Source organism: Pseudomonas sp. S30, from assembly GCF_016518545.1.
Lineage (GTDB): Bacteria > Pseudomonadota > Gammaproteobacteria > Pseudomonadales > Pseudomonadaceae > Aquipseudomonas.
Genome location: NZ_JACVTO010000009.1, coordinates 45,445 through 63,162, shown reverse-complemented (window position 1 = coordinate 63,162; position 17,718 = coordinate 45,445). Strand labels below are relative to the sequence as shown.

Below are 17,718 nucleotides of genomic sequence, written 5' to 3'. Positions count from 1 at the left end.
ACGGCTCCAGAAGCGTCTTGGAATGAGCTCGATGCTAGTGGGCGCGGTGCCGCGCTGTCTTGCGTGCGTGCACGCAGAGAACGCCATAGCTATCTAACGCAAGGCGCGCAGAACGAGTACCTAAGCTTGCCGGACATCTCACACAGCAGGAGAGACCTGATGAGCGTTCACTCTGACCTTCCGCGCCGCTTTGCAGGCGGCCCCAAGCTGCCCAAGAAGCCGGGCGTCACGGCGCCTGTGAAGCCGCCGGTGAAGCCACCCATCAAGCCGCCGGTGAAACCACCGGTAAAGCCACCTGTGAAGCCGCCGGTGAAGCCCCCCGTCAAATCAGGCCTGGTTATCAAGGCGCCAGCCGGCTACAAGAAACCACCGGCACCCAAGCCGCGGCCCGTGCCTGCCCCCGCCGGTGGCAAGCCAGCCATCGAGGCGCTGGAGCGTCTGAGCCAGTTGGGTACCGTCGCCAGTACCGTGGCGGCAGTGCTGGGAGTGGGGCTATACGCCTGGCCCTATATCGAGGCGTTGATCCCGGATGCCAAGCAAGGCCCGGACGGTAGCGTGACCTACCCCGATGGCAGCGTGCAGAACCCCGATGGGGTCATCGATTACCCAGGCACTGGCAAGCTGTTCCCCAATGGGATTTTCGTTTTCGACGACGGTACTCAGGTGCAGGGCAAAATCGGCCCCAATGGAGAGATCAGCTTCCCGCAGAGCTGATCACCGGCCGTAGGCGGCGAGGCGCGATCTTCTCAGGGTCGCGCCCTCATCTGCCTCAGGTAGGCTGTGGGTGACAACCCGGTATGGTCGCGGAAGCTCTTGTAGAACGCCGACAGAGAGTTGAAGCCCGCCGCAAACGCGAGCTCGTCGATCCGCAGCGTGCCGGTGGGCGTTTGCAGTTCGTCGAGCAGATGCAGTACCCGAGCGTGGTTGACGTAGCGGTAGAAGCTCTGCCCCAGTACCTGGTTGAGCAGGTAGGAGATCTGGTTGCGGCTGTAACCGCTTTCGCTGGCCACGCGTTGCAGGTCCAATCCTGGGTCCAGATAGGGTCGGCGCTGCTGGAAATAGTGCTCGAGGTCCTGAGCCATGGTGCTCAGTTGGCGTGGCGACAAGCCCAGGCGGCTGATGGCCGGGCGCGCTGGCCCGCTGCCCTGGCTGGCCGAGCCTTGACGCACCAGGGTGGCGTATTCGTTGACCCGCCAGATCAGCCCGTCGCGCACGGTGATCGCTTCGCTGGACTGGAACGCCACCAGCCCGGCGCCGCCTTGCACCGTGACCTGGTACTGAATGAACGCGGTACAGCCGTCGACGCGGATCCGGTCGTTATGGACGATGTCCTCGCCCTGTCGATGGGGCAGGCAGCCTTGAACGTACTCGCGCAGCTCGTGCAGGCCGAGCACCCGGTTCTGAAAAAAATCCTGGTATCTCACCTGCGGGTGGTAGAGCGCCATCACGCCATCCAGATCGCGCCGCTTCCAGCACAGGTGGTAGCGCCCGACGACTTGTGCCGTCAGCGGAGTCTGTTCGGGGCCGTCAGGCGCAAAAGGCGTGTTCATGGCGCGATAGTGCTACGTCTGCCGAACCTGGGCAAGCGCGACACAGCCGGGTAGCCACACCGGCCTCGCAGCACTGCATAACGCCCACTCCCGTTGGCAGGTTTCGGGCGTTTCGCACGATCCTAACATCCCTTGTATTTGTAACTCTTTGATTTTATTGATGGTCATTTTTTGTGACAACTGGCACGTCGGCTGCACCGTCCACCGTGCAAACCAACGGAAGTTTTGCTCACCTTCATCATAAGGCGCCGAATCATGATAACCACTGCCGATCTGCCAACCGCTGTCTCCGAGGCCCCGAACCGCTCGGGGGTTTCCTGGGCCGCTATCTTCGCCGGTGCCGCTGCGGCGGCTGCCCTCTCACTGATCCTCGTCATCCTGGGCGCTGGCCTGGGTTTCGCCGCATCGTCGCCTTGGGCGAACGAGGGCGTCAGTGCCAAGGCGCTGGGCGTTTCCACGATCGTCTGGCTGCTGATCACGCAGATCCTGGCGTCGGGCCTGGGCGGCTACATCGCCGGCCGGCTGCGGGTCAAGTGGGCCAATCTGCATGGAGATGAGGTGTACTTCCGCGATACCGCTCATGGTTTCCTGTCCTGGGCCGTGGCGACCCTGGTCACCGCGATGCTGGTGCTGTCGTCGGCAGGTGGTCTGGCCAGTGCAGGTGCCTCGGCCGGTGCTGCCGCCGCCTCGGGCGCTGTCGCCAGCGTGTCGATGAGCGATGAAAAGAACAAGCCATCCGGCGCTGCCGACCCGATGGGCTACTACGTCGACCGTCTGTTCCGCAGCGAAGGCCCGGTGGGTGTGAGCGAAGATGCCGCCAATGGTGTCGCCAGCCGCATCCTAATGCGTGGCCTGGCAGCGGACAACGGCATGTCGGCTGAAGACCGTACCTACCTGGCGCAAATGGTCGCCCAGCGTACTCGTCTGACCCAGGCCGAAGCCCAGTCGCGCGTCGAGCAGGTGTACGAAGAGGCGCGCCAGGACGCCGCCCAAGCCAAGCAGACCGCCCAGCAAGCGGCTGACACGGCAGCCAAGGTCGCTGCCTGGACCGCCATCTGGACCTTCGTCGCCTTGCTCTGCGGTGCGTTCTTCGCCAGCTTCGCCGCCCTGTTCGGTGGCCGCCTGCGCGACCGCGCTCGCTGGATCGATGAAGATCCCCGCGCCCTGCATGCCTCGACCACCGTTGTTCGCTAATTCGACTATTCGACTGGAGACTTCATCATGCGCTCGATTCTGCTCTGGATGCTTGGCGTACCGATCCCTGTGATCATCCTCATCGCGATCTTCATGCACTGATCGCATCAAACGAAAGGGCCGCATCTGCGGCCCTTTTGCATGGTGCAGATTTCAACGTTCGCTACAGGAACTGTTCGGCATAGTGGCAAGCGACCTGTCGAGTACCCACGGCCCTGAATGCCGGCACCTCCTTGGCACAGCGTTCGTTGGCATAGGGGCAGCGCTTGTGAAAGGCGCAGCCGTCCGGTGGATCGAGCGGGTTGGGCAACTCGCCGGCAATGCGGATCTTGGGCTTGAGTGGATCCGGATGAATCGCCGGCGTCGCCGACAGCAGTGCCTGGGTGTAGGGGTGCAGTGGCTTTTCATAGATGTCCGCCTTGGGGCCCATCTCTGCCGGCCTTCCCAGATACATCACCAGCACCTGGTCGGCCACATGACGCACCACGGCCAGGTTATGCGAGATGAACACATAGGCGGTGTTGAACTCGCGTTGCAGATCCATGAACAGGTTCAGCACCTGCGCCTGGATCGACACGTCCAGGGCCGAGGTCGGTTCATCGGCCACCAGCACCTTGGGTTGCAGCATCATCGCCCTGGCCAGGGCGATGCGCTGACGCTGGCCGCCGGAGAACATGTGCGGGTAGCGCTGGTAATGTTCCGGGCGCAGGCCCACCTGCTGCATCATCTGCTGCACGCGCTCGCGCCGCTCGGCGCGGTTCAGCGCGGTGTTGATCACCAGCGGCTCGGCCAGCTGGTCACCGATCTTCTGCCGTGGGTTCAGCGAAGCGTAGGGGCTCTGGAAGACCATCTGCACGTCGCGACGCAGTTGCATGCGTTCGGCCTTGTTGGCGCCTGCCACTTCGGTGCCGGCGATCTGTAGCGACCCCGACGACGGTTCCTCGATCAGCGTGAGGGCGCGGGCCAGGGTCGACTTGCCGCAGCCCGACTCACCGACCACGGCCAGTGTCTTGCCCGCCTGCAATTCGAAGGACACGCCGTTCAGGGCGCGCACCACGGCGTGACCCTTGAACAGACCGCGGGAGACTTCGTAGTGACGGGTGAGTTCGCGGGCGGTTAGGACGACGCTCATCACGCCACCTCCTGATTCAGCGGATAGAAGCAGCGTGCCAGGCTGTGGGCCTGGGGATCGAGGGCCGGGCGTTGGGCCCGACAGTTTTCACGCACGTAGGGGCAGCGTGGGGACAACAGGCAACCCTGCGGACGGTCATAGCGGCCCGGGACGATGCCGGGCAGCGTCGCCAGGCGCTCGGCGCCCAGGCTGTGCTCGGGAATCGCCGCCAGCAGCGCTTCGCTGTAGGGATGGGCAGGCACGTCGAACAACTCCGGCACCTGGCCCACTTCCACGGCCTGGCCGGCGTACATCACGCACACCCGCTTCGCGGTTTCGGCGACCACGGCCAGGTCGTGGGTGATCAGGATCAGGGCCATGTTGCGCTCGCGCTGGAGGTTCACCAGCAGTTCCATGATCTGCGCCTGGATGGTCACATCCAGCGCGGTGGTCGGCTCGTCGGCGATCAGCAGCTTGGGTTCCCCCGCGATCGCCATGGCGATCGCCACGCGCTGGCTCATGCCGCCGGAAAGCTGGTGCGGATAGGCGTCCAGGCGGCTTTCGGGGGCCGGAATCTCCACCTTCTGCAGCAGCTCGAGCGCCCGCTGGCGCGCGGCCTTGCCCTTCAGGCCCAGGTGCTGGCGCAGCACCTCCTCGATCTGGTAGCCCACCGTATAGCTGGGGTTGAGCGCGGTCATCGGGTCCTGAAAGACCATCGCGATGTCCTTGCCGACCACCTTGCGCCGCTGCCGGGCGCTGAGCTTGAGCATGTCGGTGCCGTCGAAGTTCATGCGCTCGGCGGTGATGCGCCCTGGCGCATCGATCAGCCCCATCAGGGCCATCATGGTCACCGACTTGCCCGAGCCGGACTCGCCGACGATGGCCAGGATCTCGCCGGCATCCACCGTCAGGTCCAGGCCGTCGACCACGGGCACGGCGTCGGCATCGCCGAAGCGCACGTTCAGGTTGTTGATGTGCAACAGTGACATGGCGCTCTCCTCAGGCGGCGTTCTTGAGTTTCGGGTCCAGCGCATCGCGCAGGCCGTCGCCCATCAGGTTGATGGCCAGTACGCTGAGCAGGATCGTCAGGCCCGGCAGGCTGACCACCCACCAAGCGCGCTCGATGTAGTCGCGTGCCGAGGCCAGCATGGTGCCCCACTCGGGCGTCGGCGGTTGTACGCCCAGGCCGAGGAAGCCCAGGGCGGCGGCGTCGAGAATCGCCGAGGAGAAACTCAAGGTGGCCTGCACGATCAGCGGCGCCATGCAGTTGGGCAGCACGGTGACGAACATCAGGCGCGGCAACCCGGCACCGGCCAGGCGTGCGGCGGTGACGTAGTCGCGGTTCAGCTCGCCCATCACCGCGGCGCGGGTCAGGCGAACATAGGACGGCAGCGACACCACGGCGATGGCGATCACCGTGTTGATCAGGCCAGGGCCGAGGATGGCGACGATCGCCACGGCCAGCAGCAGCGAGGGCAGGGCCAGCATCACGTCCATCAGGCGCATGATCGAGGGGCCGAGCAGGCGCGGGAAGAAGCCGGCGAACAGGCCCAGCAGGATGCCCGGAATCAGCGACATCACCACCGACGACAGGCCGATCAGCAGCGACAGGCGCGAGCCCTGGATCAACCGCGACAGCAGATCCCGGCCCAGCTCGTCGGTGCCCAGCACGAACTGCCAGGTGCCACCTTCGAGCCACACCGGCGGGGTCAGCAGGAAATCGCGGTACTGCTCGCTGGGGTCGTGTGGTGCCACCCAGGGGGCGAACAGTGCGCAGAACACGATCACGCAGATGAACGCCAGGCCGGCCACGGCGCCCTTGTTGCGCGAGAAGGCCTGCCAGAACTCCTTGTAGGGGGAGGGGTAGAGCGCGCTGTGGTCGGCGGTGGCCGGGCTCACGGCGTCGGAAATCGGATGAGTCATGACGAGGCCCTCAGCGCTGATGACGGATACGTGGGTTGGCCAGGCCGTAGAGGATGTCCACGACGAAGTTGACCAGGATCACCAGGCAGGCGATGAGCAGAATACCGTTCTGGACCACGGGGTAGTCACGGGCGCCGATGGCCTCGATCAGCCACTTGCCGATGCCCGGCCAGGAAAAGATGGTTTCGGTGAGCACCGCCCCGGCCAGCAGCGTGCCGACCTGCAGGCCGAACACCGTCAGTACCGGGATCAGCGCGTTGCGCAGGCCATGGATGAACACCACCCGCGCCGGCGACAGGCCTTTGGCGCGGGCGGTACGAATGTAGTCCTCGCGCAGCACCTCGAGCATCGAGGAGCGGGTCATGCGGGCGATCACCGCCAGGGGAATGGTGCCCAGCACGATGGCTGGCAGGATCAGGTGCATCACTGCGTCCTTGAACGCGCCCTCTTCGTCGCTGAGCAGGGTGTCGATGAGCATGAAGCCGGTCTTGGGTTCGATGTCGTAGAGCAGGTCGATGCGTCCGGACACCGGAGTCCAGCCCAGGCTCACGGAGAAGAACATGATCAGGATCAGGCCCCACCAGAAAATCGGCATCGAGTATCCCGCCAGCGAGATGCCCATCACCCCATGGTCGAACAGCGAGCCGCGCTTGAGCGCGGCGATCACCCCGGCCAGCAGGCCGACGATCCCGGCGAACACCAGGGCCGCCAAGGCCAGCTCCAGGGTGGCGGGGAACAGGGTGATGAACTCTTTCCACACGCTCTCGCGGGTGCGCAGCGACTCGCCCAGGTCACCCTGGGCGAGCTTGCCGATGTAGTCCAGGTACTGGGCAGGCAATGGCTTGTTCAGGCCCAGGCGCTCCATGGCCTGGGCGTGCATCTCGGGGTCGACCCTGCGTTCGCCCATCATCACTTCCACCGGGTCGCCGGGGATCAGGCGTATGAGCGCGAAGGTCAGCAAGGTGATTCCGAAAAAGGTCGGAATCAGCAAGCCCAGGCGCCGGGCAATAAAACTCAACATCGTCGGAGGTACCTCATCGGGCCGGTCAAGGCAGCCGCCAGCCCTCGCGAGGGCGGCGGTGGTCGTTTCTTCTACTTCACCCGGGTCGTAGCGAAGTTGTTGTTGGTCAGCGGGCTGATGACATAGCCCTCGACGTTCTCGCGCAAGGCGGTGAACATCTTCGGGTGGGCCATGCTGATCCACGGCCGGTCGGCATCGTACACCGCCAGGGCCTGGCTATAGAGCGCGGCGCGCTGGTCGTTGTCGCTGATTTCGCGGGCCTGGGTGATCAGCGCCTGGAACTTAGGGTTGCACCAGCGCGCATAGTTCTCGCCGGACTTGACCGCATCGCAACTGAGCATCGGCGAGAGGAAGTTGTCCGGGTCGCCGTTGTCGCCAGCCCAGCCGGCCGAGACCATGTCCGCCTCGCCCTTCTTGGCGCGGCGCAGCATCTCGGCCCATTCCATGATGCGAATGTCCAGCTTCAGGCCGATGCTCGCCAGGTCGGCTTGCAGCAGCTGCGCCGACAGGCTGGGGTTGGGGTTGGTCGGTCCGCCGCCATTGCGGGTGAACAGGGTGAAGCTGGTGCCCTCGGGCACGCCAGCCTCCTTGAGCAGCGCACGGGCCTTGTCCAGGTCGCGGGGCGGGTTGCGGTTGTCGGTGTTGTAGCCGAGCATGGTCGGCGGGTAGGGATTGACCGCCACCAGCGCATTGCCCTTGCCGAACAACTGGTCGACGTGGGTCTGGCGGTCGAAAGCGATGTCGATGGCCTTGCGCACGCGCACGTCGCTCAGGTACTTGTGCTCGGTGTTCATGGAGATGTAGCCGGTCACCAGCGCCGCGATCTCGGCCACCTTCAGGTGCGGATCGGCCTTGATGCCCGGCACGTCATCAGGCTTGGGATACAGCGCCACCTGGCACTCGTTGGCGCGCAGCTTCTGCACGCGCACGTTGTTGTCGGTGGCGATGGCGATGGCGAAGATCAGCTTCTCGCTCGGCGGCTTGCCGCGGAAGTAATCGGGGTTGGCCTTGAAGCGCACACTGGCGTCCTTGCTGTAGCGCTCGAACACGAACGGCCCGGTGCCGATGGGCTTGCTGTTGAGCTCGGCGGTCTTGCCAGCCTTGAGCAGCTGGTCACCGTATTCGGCCGAGTAGATGGACATGAAGGCCATGGCCAGGTCTCGCAGGAACGGTGCCTCGGGCCGGGTGAGGGTGATGACCACGGTGTGCTCGTCGGTCTTGGCCACCGACTTGAGCAGGTCCCTGAAGGCCATGCTTTCGAAATAGGGGTAGCCGACGCTGGTCTTGTCGTGCCACGGGTGCTTGGGGTCGAACTGACGGTTCAGGCTCCACAGCACGTCATCGGCATTGAACTCGCGGGTGGGGGTGAAGTAGTCGGTGCTGTGGAACTTGACGCCTTCGCGCAGGTGGAAGGTGTAGGTCAGCCCATCCGGGCTGATCTCCCAGCGCTCGGCCAGTGCCGGCTCGACGTCGGTGGTGCCGGGCTTGAAGTCGACCAGGCGATTGAACACCGTCTCGGCCGACGCATCGGCCGTCACCGCCGTGGTGTACTGGACGATGTCGAAGCCTTCGGGGCTCGCTTCGGTGCAGACCACCAGCGGCTTGGCCGCCAGTTGACCGGCGGCGCCCAGGATGATCGCTGCCAGGGCAGCGCGTAGCGGTAGCGAATGCATGGAACCTCCCTGCGTATGGGTTCAGCGTAGACCCCCTTGCCCCGCGGGTCCGGGGCTTGGGGGAAACGGCTCAGAGAATGTTGAACGGAATGGTGGTCACCAGACGGAATTCGTCCAGGCTGCCATCGGCCTGGCCCTGGCTGGCGCGGTGGGCGGTATAGGTGGCGCGGATCGCGGTGTCCTTCAACGGGCCGCTCTGCACTGCGTAGCTGGTGCCGATGCCCCACTCGTAGTGGGTCTCGCCATCCATGCCGCGCACGTCGTAGGCGGTGCCGCGGTAGTGGGTGCCGTCGATGCCCCAGCCGCGGGCGTTGTACAGGTTGAACTTCAGGCCCGGCACGCCGTATTGCGCCATGTTCAGCACGTAGGCGATCTGCAGGGACTTCTCGTTCGGGCCGTTGAAGTCCGACAGCAGGGAGTTGGCCAGGTAGATGCCGTTGGTTTCATGCAGGTAGTCGAAGTACTCGTTGCCGTTGACCTGCTGCCAGGAAGCGGTGAGGGTGTGGGCCTGGTGGGTCAGGCCGAGCGACAGGCTATAGGTGTCGTTGTCGATTTCGCCCATCTTCTTGCTGCCAGTGTCGACCGTCTTGTAGTAGTTCAGGCCGGTGTTCAGGCTCAGCACGTCGCTGTCGCCCAGCACATGGCTGGCGCCGAAGTAGTACTGGTTCCAGAAGTCGTCCACCCGCGTGGCGTAGAGGCTGGTGGTCAGGCTCTTGAAGGGCTGGTAGCTCAGGCCGGCGGTGCTGGCGCGGTCGGTCTCGACGCCGGCGGCGCCGTATTCGCTGCGAAACTTGCTCAGACTCTGCTCGGTACGCGGCGAAACGCGGTCGAAGGTGCCAAAATCGAAGGTCAGGTTGTCGAACTCGGCGCTGTGCAGCGCCACCCCTTCGAAGCTCGATGGCAGCGCGCGGTTGCCGATGTAGGCGATCATCGGCGTGTCCAGCGACTGGCGCCCGACGGTCAGCGTGGTGTTGGAGATGCGCGCCTTGACGTTGGCCAGCCCGGCCTTGCTCCACTGCCCGACGGGGTCGCCGTCGCTGTGGGTCAGGGTGCGGTTGTTGGGGCCGGCGATCGCCGAGCGGCTGCGTTGCAGGGCCACGGCGTTGTAGGCGGCCACCTCGGTGGCGAAGCCCACGGTGCCCTGGGTGAAGCCGGAGCTGTAGTTGAGAATGGTGCCCTGCACCCAGTTCTCGCGGCTGTGGGTGTCGTGGCGGGTGCCGTCGCTCTTGTAGTAGCGCCACAGCGGGCCGCGCGCGGCGCGTTCGTGGGCGTACCAGTTGCGGGTACTGCCGCCCAGGCTCTGGCCTTCGAAGAAGCCCGTGGCCTGGTCCTGCTCGCTGGCGGACTTGAGCGTGATGGGCATGAACGCCTGGCTGGCGGGTTCGGCCTGGGCGAAGGCGCAGAAGGCGCCGACGGACAAGGCCAGTGCAGTGGTTCTGGTTCGACTCGACATTGAAAGCTCCTTTCTTTTCTAGTTATTAGCCGACCTCGGGGCCGGTCTGTTCACGGTGACGGGGTACTGCGGTTGCCTGCCCACGGTTGCCGGGCAGATTCGGGCTGCGCGGACCTGCCGGCATGGCCAGCGAGCCCGGTGTGGCGCAGCGAAATCAGTCGATGCCAACCTCGGAGAAGACGTTGCGACCGAACGGGCTGACCTTGAAATCCTTGACCCGTACGCTCAGCGGCTGGTTGACCGTCGAGTGCGCCACCGGGGTGATCGGTACCTGTTCCTTGAGGCGGCGTTGGGCCTGCTGGTAGAGCGCTGTACGCTGCTCGCGGTCGGTGACCCGCTTGGCCTGCTTGACCAGCGCGTCATAGGGCTGGTCGCACCACTGCGAGTAGTTGTTGCTGCCGATGGCCTCGCAACTGAACAGGGTCCCCAGCCAGTTATCGGGGTCGCCGTTGTCGCCGGTCCAGCCGATCAGGGCGACGTCGTGCTCGCCATTCTTCATGCGCTTGAGGTATTCGCCCCATTCGTAGCTGACGATGCGCACCTTGAAGCCCAGCGCACCCCAGTCGGACTGCAGCATCTGCGCCATCAGCTTGGCGTTGGGGTTGTAGGGGCGCTGCACGGGCATGGCCCACAGGGTGATCTCGGTGCCGGGCTTGACGCCGGCCTGCTCCAGCAATCGCTTGGCCTTGGCCGGATCGTAGGGCGCATCCCGGAGGCTGGTGTCGTAGGACCATTGCGTCGGCGGCAGGGCGTTGACCGCAATCTGGCCGGCGTCCTGGTACACCGCGTCGATGATCGCTTGCTTGTTCACCGCCATGTCCATCGCCTGGCGGACTTCCAGCCGGTCGAAGGGCGGGTGCTTGATGTTGTAGGCGATGTAGCCCAGGTTGAACCCGGGCTGGGAAAGCACCTGGAGCTTGGCGTCCTGCTTGAGGGTGGCCAGGTCAGCCGGACGCGGGTGCAGGGTCACCTGGCACTCGCCACGGCGCAGTTTCTGGATGCGCACCGAGGGATCGATGTTGATCGAGAACACCAGGTTGTCCAGCTTGACCCGGTCCGGCGCCCAGTACTGCGGGTTGCCCTTGAAGCGGATCTGCGCGTCCTTCTGGTAGCGCTGGAACACGAACGGGCCGGTGCCGATGGGCTGCTGGTTGATGTCGCTGGGTTTGCCGCGGGCCAGCAGGTGCTCGGCATATTCGGCCGACAGGATCGAGGCGAAGGCCATGGCGGTGTTCTGGAGGAACGCGGCATCGACCTTGTTGAGGGTGAACACCACCGTCAGCGGGTCGCTTTTCTCCACGCGGGCGATGTTCTTGTCCAGCCCCATGCTGATGAAGTAAGGGAACTCGGTGGGGTAGGCCTTGCGAAACGGCATGTCCTTGTCGAGCATGCGGTTGAAGGTGAACAGCACGTCATCGGCGTTGAAGTCGCGGGTCGGCTTGAAGTCCTTGTTGCTGTGGAACTTGACCCCCGAGCGCAGGTGGAAGGTATAGGTCAGGCCGTCGTCGGACACGTTCCAGTCGGTGGCCAGCCCCGGTTGCACGGCGGTACCGCCGCGCTCGAACTCCACCAGGCGGTTGTAGATCGGCTCGGCGGCGTCGTTGTCGGTGGCCGAGGTGTACTGGGCCGTGTCGAAGCCTGCCGGACTGCCCTCGGAGCAGAACACCAGGTTGTTGGCCTGGCTGACGGCGGCCTGGGTCATCAGGCCCAGCGCAGTGGCGAGCAGTGTGGTACGGCGCATGGCATTGGCTGTTCTCATCGGTGCATCCTTGTCTTTGCGCCGCTTTATGCCGGGCGAACGGCAACAGCGACCCGGTCCTGGCCAATGCGGGCCAGGAGCGGCGAATCGAATGAAGGGTGAGTGGTGGTGCGCGCGGTGGCGCCTCAGGCCGCTCGCCCCGTGCCAGGACGGGGCGAGCGCTGCGTCACTCGTCCACGCTCACGCCATAGAAGCTGTTCAAGGCGAATGGACTGATCTTGAAATCCTTCACCTTGGCGCTCATGGGCTGGTAGACGGTGGAGTGGGCGATGGGCGTGAGCGGCAGCTGCTCCTTGAGGATGTGCTGGGCCTGCATGTACAGCTCGGTACGTTTGGCCTGGTCGGTGGTGGCCTTGGCCTGCTTGACGATGTCGTCGTACGGCTTGTAGCACCACTTGGAGAAGTTGTTGCCTTCCAGGGCATCGCAGCCGAACAGGGTGCCGAACCAGTTGTCCGGATCGCCGTTGTCGCCGCTCCAGCCGATCAGCATGGCGCCGTTCTCGCCGCCCTTGGAGCGCTTGATGTATTCGCCCCATTCATAGGTGACGATCTTGGCCTTGATGCCGATCTTGGCCCAGTCCGATTGCAGCATTTCAGCCATCAACTTGGCGTTGGGGTTGTAGGGGCGCTGCACCGGCATGGCCCACAGCGTGATCTCGGTACCTTCCTTGACGCCGGCTTCCTTGAGCAGTTGCCGGGCCTTTTCCGGATCGAACGGGGCGTCCTTGATGCTGGTGTCGTAGGACCACTGGGTGGGCGGAATGGCGTTGACCGCCAGTTGGCCGGCACCCTGGTACACCGATTCGATGATCCGTTTCTTGTCCACCGCCATGTCCAGGGCCTGGCGGACCTTGAGTTGGGCCATGGGGTTGGGCTCATTGCTGCCCTTGATCTTGTCCATCACGTTGTAGGCGATGTAGCCGAGGTTGAAGCCGGCCTGCTCGGGCATCTGCAACGTCTTGTCGGCCTTGAGCACCTCCAGATCCGCCGGGCGGGGGAACAGGGTCACCTGGCACTCGTTCTTCTTGAGCTTCTGCATTCGCACCGACGCATCGGTGGTGATGGCGAAAATCAGATTGTCGATCTTCACATCCTCGGGCTTCCAGTAGTCCTTGTTGCCCTTGAAGCGGATCTGCGCGTCCTTCTGGTAGCGGCTGAACACGAAGGGACCGGTGCCGATGGGCTTCTGATTGATGTCTTGGGGCCGACCTTGCTTGAGCAACTGCGCCGCATATTCGGCGGACTGGATCGAGGCGAAGCTCATGGCCAGGTTCTGGATGAAGGCGGCGTCGACCGTATTGAGAGTGAACCTCACGGTGTGATCGTCGAGCTTTTCCAGCGTGGCGATGTTCTTGTCCATGCCCATGTCGGTGAAGAAGGGGAACTCGGTGGGGGACGCCTTGCGGAACGGCATGTCCTTGTCGAGCATGCGGTTGAAGGTGAACAGCACGTCATCGGCGTTGAATTCGCGCGTCGGCTTGAAGTACTCGGTGGTATGGAACTTGACCCCTTCACGCAGATGGAAGGTGTAGGTCTTGTTGTCGTCGGAAATGTCCCAGCGGGTCGCCAGGCCCGGAATGACCGCCGTGCTGCCTCGCTCGAACTGGGTCAGTCGGTTGAACAGGGGCTCGGCCGAGGCGTCGAAATCGGTTCCGGTGGTGTATTGGCCGGGGTCGAAGCCGGCAGGGCTGCCTTCGGAGCAGAACACCAGGTTGGTTGCGGCCAGCGCCGAAGGCGCTGCACCGGCCAGCAGGCCTGCGCCTACCAGAAACGGAATGACTGCGTGTTTGAGCATGGTGGCCTCATTGTTGTCATTTTTTGAGTTGAGGCGGCCTCGTGAGCCGACCTGCGGATACTTATGCAGGGGGTGTACCCATTGCAACACTCAACAGGATGGCCGGTCTGGCAAATGTGGCACGAGCGTACATGGATGTCGCATTGCTGTAACTTTTTCGGAGGTTGAACGTTTGCGCAACAAAAAAACACACCTTTTTCTGTATATTTCTAGAAGAAAAAGGATGTCAGACGCCTGTTTTTAGTGCGTAGGAATATTCGTATGAGTAGCCGTTGCAGCGCTCGATCAGGCGTCTGTTCGATGCGCGCATGGATTTCGGGGCCGCAACGCGGCCCCGATTGAGTGATCGCCTGGCGTGTGTCAGCGTCAGGGCATCTGCACTTCGATCAAGCCGTCGGCATTCATGCTCACCTCGCTGGTGCCCGCCTCCACATCCGGCGAAGGGGTGGCCGCGTCGGCAGCCATGGCTTTCATTGCCATGGGCGCGCTGCGCAGGTAGGGCCGCGGGTAGCCGCTGCTGTTCAGGTTGAGGTTGACGACCTTGTAGCCACTGCCACCCAGCGCTTCGGTCGCCAGCTGTGCGCGAGCCTTGAAGGCGTTCACCGCGTCCTTGAGCAACTCGTCCTCGCTGGCCTTGCGCGTGGCCGGTGCGATGGAGAAGTCCATGCCGCCCATTTTCAAGTCTTGCAGCAGGTCGCCGGTCAGCTTGGACAAGGCCGGGAAGTCGGCGCTTTCCAGGCGCAGTTCGGCACGTTCGCGCCAGCCGGTGATCTTCTGCCCCTTGTTGTCGTAGATCGGATAGCTGTTGCGGCTGCCCTGGCTGATCTTCACGTCCTTGACTTCGCGAGCCTGCTGCACCGCCTTGTTCATGGTCTCGGTGATCTGCTTGGCGAGCTTGCCCGGGTCGTTGTCCTGGGCCTCGCTGTAGAGGGTCACCACCATCAGGTCGCGCGCCACTTCCTTGCTGACTTCGGCGCGCAGCGAGACCTGGTTGTACCGCGGCGCGTTCTCGGCCAGGACGGGCAGGCTGGCGAGCACTCCACAGGACAGGGCAAACGCGGCGCCGCAACGGGAAATCTGCATGTGTCACTCCTTCAATGGAAAGCGCGCGACATCGAGTCGCGCATGGCCGTTGAGACTGGAAAGCCTGCACTGGGTTCAACATGGCCAGCACGGGTGTGTGTCAACCTGTGGCATCACCGGCACCTGTGGCGCTTTGCCGCACAGCTGCAGGGGGCAGCCCGGCTTCGGTATACTTCGCCGCACAGTCCTGGAGCACTCATCAGGAGAGCTCATGCTCGCCCCCGCACATCCGATGTCCGCCACCCGTCAGAACCTCTGGCGCCTGACCATCATCCGCATTCTGGTGCTGGCCGCGCAGGCCGGCTCGGTCGGGGTGGCCTACTGGACCGAATTGCTGCCGCTGCCATGGCTGTCGCTGGCGGCGACCCTGGCGCTGTCCTCGCTGCTGTGCGCCTTCACCGCGCTGCGGCTGCGCCTGAGCCTGCCGGTCACCGAACTGGAATACGCCCTGCAACTGGCCTGCGACCTGTTGATCCACAGTGCCTTGCTCTACTACTCCGGCGGCTCGACCAACCCCTTCGTGTCCTACTACCTGGTGCCGCTGGCGATCGCCGCCGTGACCTTGCCCTGGATCTACTCGCTGCTGCTGTCGGGTATCGCGCTGGCGGCCTACAGCCTGCTGTTGGTGCAGTTCTACCCGCTGGAGACGCTGCCGCTGGCACGCGACACCATGCAGGTGTACGGCATGTGGCTGAGCATCGCCCTGGCGGCGGCCGTGATCACCTTCTTCGCCGCGCGCATGGCCGAGGAGCTGCGCCGCCAGGAACAGCTGCGCGCCGAGCGCCGCGAAGACAGCCTGCGCGACGAGCAACTGCTGGCGGTCGCCACCCAGGCCGCCGGCGCCGCCCACGAACTGGGCACGCCGCTGGCGACCATGAGCGTGCTGATCAACGAGATGCGCCAGGACCACAGCGACCCGCAGTTGCAGGAAGACCTGGTGGTGCTTCAGGATCAGGTCAAGCTGTGCAAGCAGACCCTTCAGCAACTGGTGCGCGCCGCCGAGGCCAACCGCCGCATGAACGTGCCCGAGCAGGAGGTCAGCGCCTGGCTGGACGAAGCGCTCAATCGCTGGCACCTGATGCGCCCCGAGGCCAGCTACCGCTTCCAGCGCCTGCGCGACGGCCAGGTGCCCTCGCTGACGCCGCCGCCGGATCTGACCCAGGCCCTGCTCAACCTGTTGAACAACGCCGCCGACGCCTGTCCGGACGATCTGGAAGTGCGCCTGGACTGGGACGATCAGGACATCCTGATCAGCATCCGCGATCATGGCCCCGGCGTGCCCGTGGCCATTGCCGAGGCCATCGGCAAACCTTTCATTACCACCAAGGGCAAAGGCTTCGGCCTCGGCCTGTTCCTGAGCAAGGCCAGCGTGACTCGCGCAGGAGGCTCGGTCAAACTCTACAGCCATGAAGAGGGCGGCACCCTGACCGAGCTGCGCCTGCCCCATGGCACGCGAGGAGACGAACGATGAGCGACGACAACCCGATCGAAGGCGAAGAGCTGCCGCACCTGCTGCTGGTGGACGACGACACCACCTTCACCCGCGTGATGGCCCGGGCCATGAGCCGCCGCGGCTTTCGCGTCAGCACCGCCTCCAGCGCCGAGGACGGCCTGATCCTGGCCCAGCAGGACCTGCCGGACTACGCCACCCTCGACCTGAAGATGGAAGGTGATTCGGGCCTGGTGCTGCTGCCCAAGCTGCTGGAACTGGACCCGGAGATGCGCGTGCTGATCCTCACCGGGTACTCCAGCATCGCCACGGCCGTGGAGGCGATCAAGCGAGGTGCCTGCAATTACCTGTGCAAGCCGGCCGACGCCGACGATGTGCTGGCCGCACTGTTGTCCGAGCATGCCGACCTGGACACCTTGGTGCCGGAAAATCCCATGTCCGTCGACCGCCTGCAATGGGAGCATATCCAGCGCGTGCTGGCCGAGCATGAAGGCAACATTTCGGCCACGGCACGGGCCCTGGGCATGCACCGTCGCACGCTGCAACGCAAGCTGCAGAAGCGTCCGGTTCGCCGCTGATGCCTCGCACAGCGGCGTGACGAACACGCGCCGCTGGTCCAGGCCATAGCCGCCATTTCCCGCACCGATCGCCATTGCTGCGCGGTGGCGGCCTGCAAGGTCAACGCAACCGCTTGCCACTGACGTATCATGGGCGCTCGAACGGCCACCCCTCAGGATCGCGCGCAATGCTCGCTCTTTTCATCCAGACGCTGAACATCACGGCCCCGGTTTTCGCCATGCTGTTTCTGGGCGTATTGCTGCGACGCATCCACCTGATCGACGACAACTTCATCCGGGTCGCTTCGTCGCTGGTGTTCAATGTCTGCATGCCGGCCCTGCTGTTCCTCGGCATCTATCACGCCGACCTGTCCGCCGCGGTCAAGCCAGGGGTCATCGGCTATTTCATCCTCTCCACGCTGGTGGGCTTCGTCTTGTCCTGGGGCGTGGCGATCTGGCGCTGCGCACCGCCGGACCGCGGCATCTACACCCAAGGGGCGTTTCGCGGCAACAACGGCGTGATCGGCCTGGCGCTAGCCGCCAGCCTCTATGGCGACTACGGCATTTCCCTCGGTGCGGTGCTGGCCGGGCTGGTGATCCTGCTGTACAACTCGCTGTCGAGCGTCGTGCTGGCGGTGTACAGCCCCAGCCTGAAGTCCGATCCGTGGAGCCTGTGCAAGAGCATCCTGAGCAATCCGCTGATCATCAGCGTGCTGGTCGCAGCCCCCATGGCCTACGCCAAGGTGCCGGTGCCCAACTGGCTGCTCACTTCCGGTGACTATCTGGCGCAGATGAGTTTGCCTCTGGCGCTGATCTGCATCGGTGGCACCTTGTCGCTGGCCGCCCTGCGCGACAGCGGCCGGCTGGCGGTGGACGCCAGCCTGGTGAAGATGCTCTGGCTGCCGCTGCTGGGCACGCTCGGTGCCTGGCTCTGCGGCTTCCGTGGGGCAGAGCTGGGCATCCTGTTCCTCTATATCGGCAGCCCGACGGCCGCGGCCAGCTACGTCATGGCCCGCGCGGCCAATGGCAACCACGAACTGGCGGCGTCGATCATCGTCATCACCACGCTCATGGCCGCCGTCACCACCAACATCGGCCTGTTCCTGCTGCAGTGGGGCGGATGGATCTAGCCGCACCGCCTTACGAACA

The 17,718-nt window shown here is 64.5% G+C and carries 15 protein-coding genes; 5 read left to right on the top strand and 10 right to left on the bottom strand.

Annotated elements, in window-relative coordinates; all coding sequences use genetic code 11:
- Positions 1-159 precede the first annotated feature (159 nt).
- Positions 160-714, top strand: a complete 555-nt coding sequence (locus IAE34_RS12225; RefSeq protein WP_200139216.1) for a hypothetical protein — start codon at positions 160-162, stop codon at positions 712-714.
- A 32-nt stretch (positions 715-746) separates the two neighbouring features.
- Here IAE34_RS12225 and IAE34_RS12220 read toward each other — a convergent pair whose 3' ends face one another.
- Entirely contained in the window at positions 747-1,550 is an 804-nt protein-coding gene (locus IAE34_RS12220; protein WP_200139215.1) for an AraC family transcriptional regulator, read from the bottom strand.
- Between the two features lie 255 nt (positions 1,551-1,805).
- Here IAE34_RS12220 and IAE34_RS12215 point away from each other — a divergent pair, with 255 nt between their 5' ends.
- Complete coding sequence (locus IAE34_RS12215; protein ID WP_200139214.1) at positions 1,806-2,744, top strand: hypothetical protein; 939 nt, start codon at positions 1,806-1,808, stop codon at positions 2,742-2,744.
- 163 nt (positions 2,745-2,907) lie between these two features.
- On the opposite strand, the gene IAE34_RS12210 is transcribed toward IAE34_RS12215, so the two are convergent.
- The 9 genes from IAE34_RS12210 to IAE34_RS12170 form a co-directional block, all read right to left on the bottom strand.
- A complete protein-coding gene (locus tag IAE34_RS12210) occupies positions 2,908-3,876 on the bottom strand; it encodes a peptide ABC transporter ATP-binding protein (protein WP_200139213.1) in 969 nt (322 codons plus the stop codon).
- Positions 3,876-4,844 carry an ABC transporter ATP-binding protein gene (locus tag IAE34_RS12205; RefSeq protein WP_200139212.1) on the bottom strand — a complete coding sequence of 323 codons (969 nt, stop codon included), beginning with the start codon at positions 4,842-4,844 and terminating at the stop codon, positions 3,876-3,878. The genes IAE34_RS12210 and IAE34_RS12205 overlap by 1 nt, the downstream gene beginning before the upstream one ends.
- 10 nt (positions 4,845-4,854) lie before the next feature.
- Positions 4,855-5,778: an ABC transporter permease subunit gene (locus IAE34_RS12200; RefSeq protein ID WP_200139211.1), complete on the bottom strand. Its 924-nt coding sequence runs from the start codon at positions 5,776-5,778 to the stop codon at positions 4,855-4,857.
- 10 nt (positions 5,779-5,788) lie between these two features.
- Positions 5,789-6,799, bottom strand: coding sequence for an ABC transporter permease subunit (locus tag IAE34_RS12195; protein WP_200139210.1), 1,011 nt, complete (start codon positions 6,797-6,799; stop codon positions 5,789-5,791).
- Between the two features lie 71 nt (positions 6,800-6,870).
- Positions 6,871-8,472 (bottom strand): ABC transporter substrate-binding protein, encoded by a 1,602-nt coding sequence (locus IAE34_RS12190; protein ID WP_200139209.1) that lies wholly within the window; start codon positions 8,470-8,472, stop codon positions 6,871-6,873.
- Positions 8,473-8,542: 70 nt separating this feature from the next.
- Positions 8,543-9,925, bottom strand: coding sequence for an OprD family porin (locus IAE34_RS12185; protein WP_200139208.1), 1,383 nt, complete (start codon positions 9,923-9,925; stop codon positions 8,543-8,545).
- 154 nt (positions 9,926-10,079) lie between these two features.
- Positions 10,080-11,666 (bottom strand): ABC transporter substrate-binding protein, encoded by a 1,587-nt coding sequence (locus tag IAE34_RS12180; protein ID WP_200139332.1) that lies wholly within the window; start codon positions 11,664-11,666, stop codon positions 10,080-10,082.
- A gap of 184 nt (positions 11,667-11,850) precedes the next feature.
- Positions 11,851-13,479: an ABC transporter substrate-binding protein gene (locus IAE34_RS12175; RefSeq protein ID WP_200139207.1), complete on the bottom strand. Its 1,629-nt coding sequence runs from the start codon at positions 13,477-13,479 to the stop codon at positions 11,851-11,853.
- 366 nt (positions 13,480-13,845) lie between these two features.
- Positions 13,846-14,562 carry an SIMPL domain-containing protein gene (locus IAE34_RS12170; protein ID WP_200139206.1) on the bottom strand — a complete coding sequence of 239 codons (717 nt, stop codon included), beginning with the start codon at positions 14,560-14,562 and terminating at the stop codon, positions 13,846-13,848.
- A gap of 211 nt (positions 14,563-14,773) precedes the next feature.
- On the opposite strand from IAE34_RS12170, the gene IAE34_RS12165 reads away from it, so the two are divergent.
- The 3 genes from IAE34_RS12165 to IAE34_RS12155 all read left to right on the top strand — a co-directional run bounded on the left by IAE34_RS12165 (position 14,774) and on the right by IAE34_RS12155 (position 17,699).
- A complete protein-coding gene (locus tag IAE34_RS12165; protein ID WP_200139205.1) occupies positions 14,774-16,033 on the top strand; it encodes an ATP-binding protein in 1,260 nt (419 codons plus the stop codon).
- Positions 16,030-16,590 carry a response regulator transcription factor gene (locus tag IAE34_RS12160; RefSeq protein ID WP_200139204.1) on the top strand — a complete coding sequence of 187 codons (561 nt, stop codon included), beginning with the start codon at positions 16,030-16,032 and terminating at the stop codon, positions 16,588-16,590. The genes IAE34_RS12165 and IAE34_RS12160 overlap by 4 nt, the downstream gene beginning before the upstream one ends.
- Before the next feature lie 167 nt (positions 16,591-16,757).
- Positions 16,758-17,699 carry an AEC family transporter gene (locus IAE34_RS12155; RefSeq protein ID WP_200139203.1) on the top strand — a complete coding sequence of 314 codons (942 nt, stop codon included), beginning with the start codon at positions 16,758-16,760 and terminating at the stop codon, positions 17,697-17,699.
- Positions 17,700-17,718: the final 19 nt, after the last annotated feature.

Excerpts from the sequence above, each read along its gene's own strand:
- IAE34_RS12225 (WP_200139216.1), top strand. The coding sequence starts at position 160 with ATGAGCGTTCACTCTGACCTTCCGCGCCGCTTTGCAGGCGGCCCCAAG.
- IAE34_RS12220 (WP_200139215.1), bottom strand. The coding sequence starts at position 1,550 with ATGAACACGCCTTTTGCGCCTGACGGCCCCGAACAGACTCCGCTGACG.
- IAE34_RS12215 (WP_200139214.1), top strand. The coding sequence starts at position 1,806 with ATGATAACCACTGCCGATCTGCCAACCGCTGTCTCCGAGGCCCCGAAC.
- IAE34_RS12210 (WP_200139213.1), bottom strand. The coding sequence starts at position 3,876 with ATGAGCGTCGTCCTAACCGCCCGCGAACTCACCCGTCACTACGAAGTC.
- IAE34_RS12205 (WP_200139212.1), bottom strand. The coding sequence starts at position 4,844 with ATGTCACTGTTGCACATCAACAACCTGAACGTGCGCTTCGGCGATGCC.
- IAE34_RS12200 (WP_200139211.1), bottom strand. The coding sequence starts at position 5,778 with ATGACTCATCCGATTTCCGACGCCGTGAGCCCGGCCACCGCCGACCAC.
- IAE34_RS12195 (WP_200139210.1), bottom strand. The coding sequence starts at position 6,799 with ATGTTGAGTTTTATTGCCCGGCGCCTGGGCTTGCTGATTCCGACCTTT.
- IAE34_RS12190 (WP_200139209.1), bottom strand. The coding sequence starts at position 8,472 with ATGCATTCGCTACCGCTACGCGCTGCCCTGGCAGCGATCATCCTGGGC.
- IAE34_RS12185 (WP_200139208.1), bottom strand. The coding sequence starts at position 9,925 with ATGTCGAGTCGAACCAGAACCACTGCACTGGCCTTGTCCGTCGGCGCC.
- IAE34_RS12180 (WP_200139332.1), bottom strand. The coding sequence starts at position 11,666 with ATGCGCCGTACCACACTGCTCGCCACTGCGCTGGGCCTGATGACCCAG.
- IAE34_RS12175 (WP_200139207.1), bottom strand. The coding sequence starts at position 13,479 with ATGCTCAAACACGCAGTCATTCCGTTTCTGGTAGGCGCAGGCCTGCTG.
- IAE34_RS12170 (WP_200139206.1), bottom strand. The coding sequence starts at position 14,562 with ATGCAGATTTCCCGTTGCGGCGCCGCGTTTGCCCTGTCCTGTGGAGTG.
- IAE34_RS12165 (WP_200139205.1), top strand. The coding sequence starts at position 14,774 with ATGCTCGCCCCCGCACATCCGATGTCCGCCACCCGTCAGAACCTCTGG.
- IAE34_RS12160 (WP_200139204.1), top strand. The coding sequence starts at position 16,030 with ATGAGCGACGACAACCCGATCGAAGGCGAAGAGCTGCCGCACCTGCTG.
- IAE34_RS12155 (WP_200139203.1), top strand. The coding sequence starts at position 16,758 with ATGCTCGCTCTTTTCATCCAGACGCTGAACATCACGGCCCCGGTTTTC.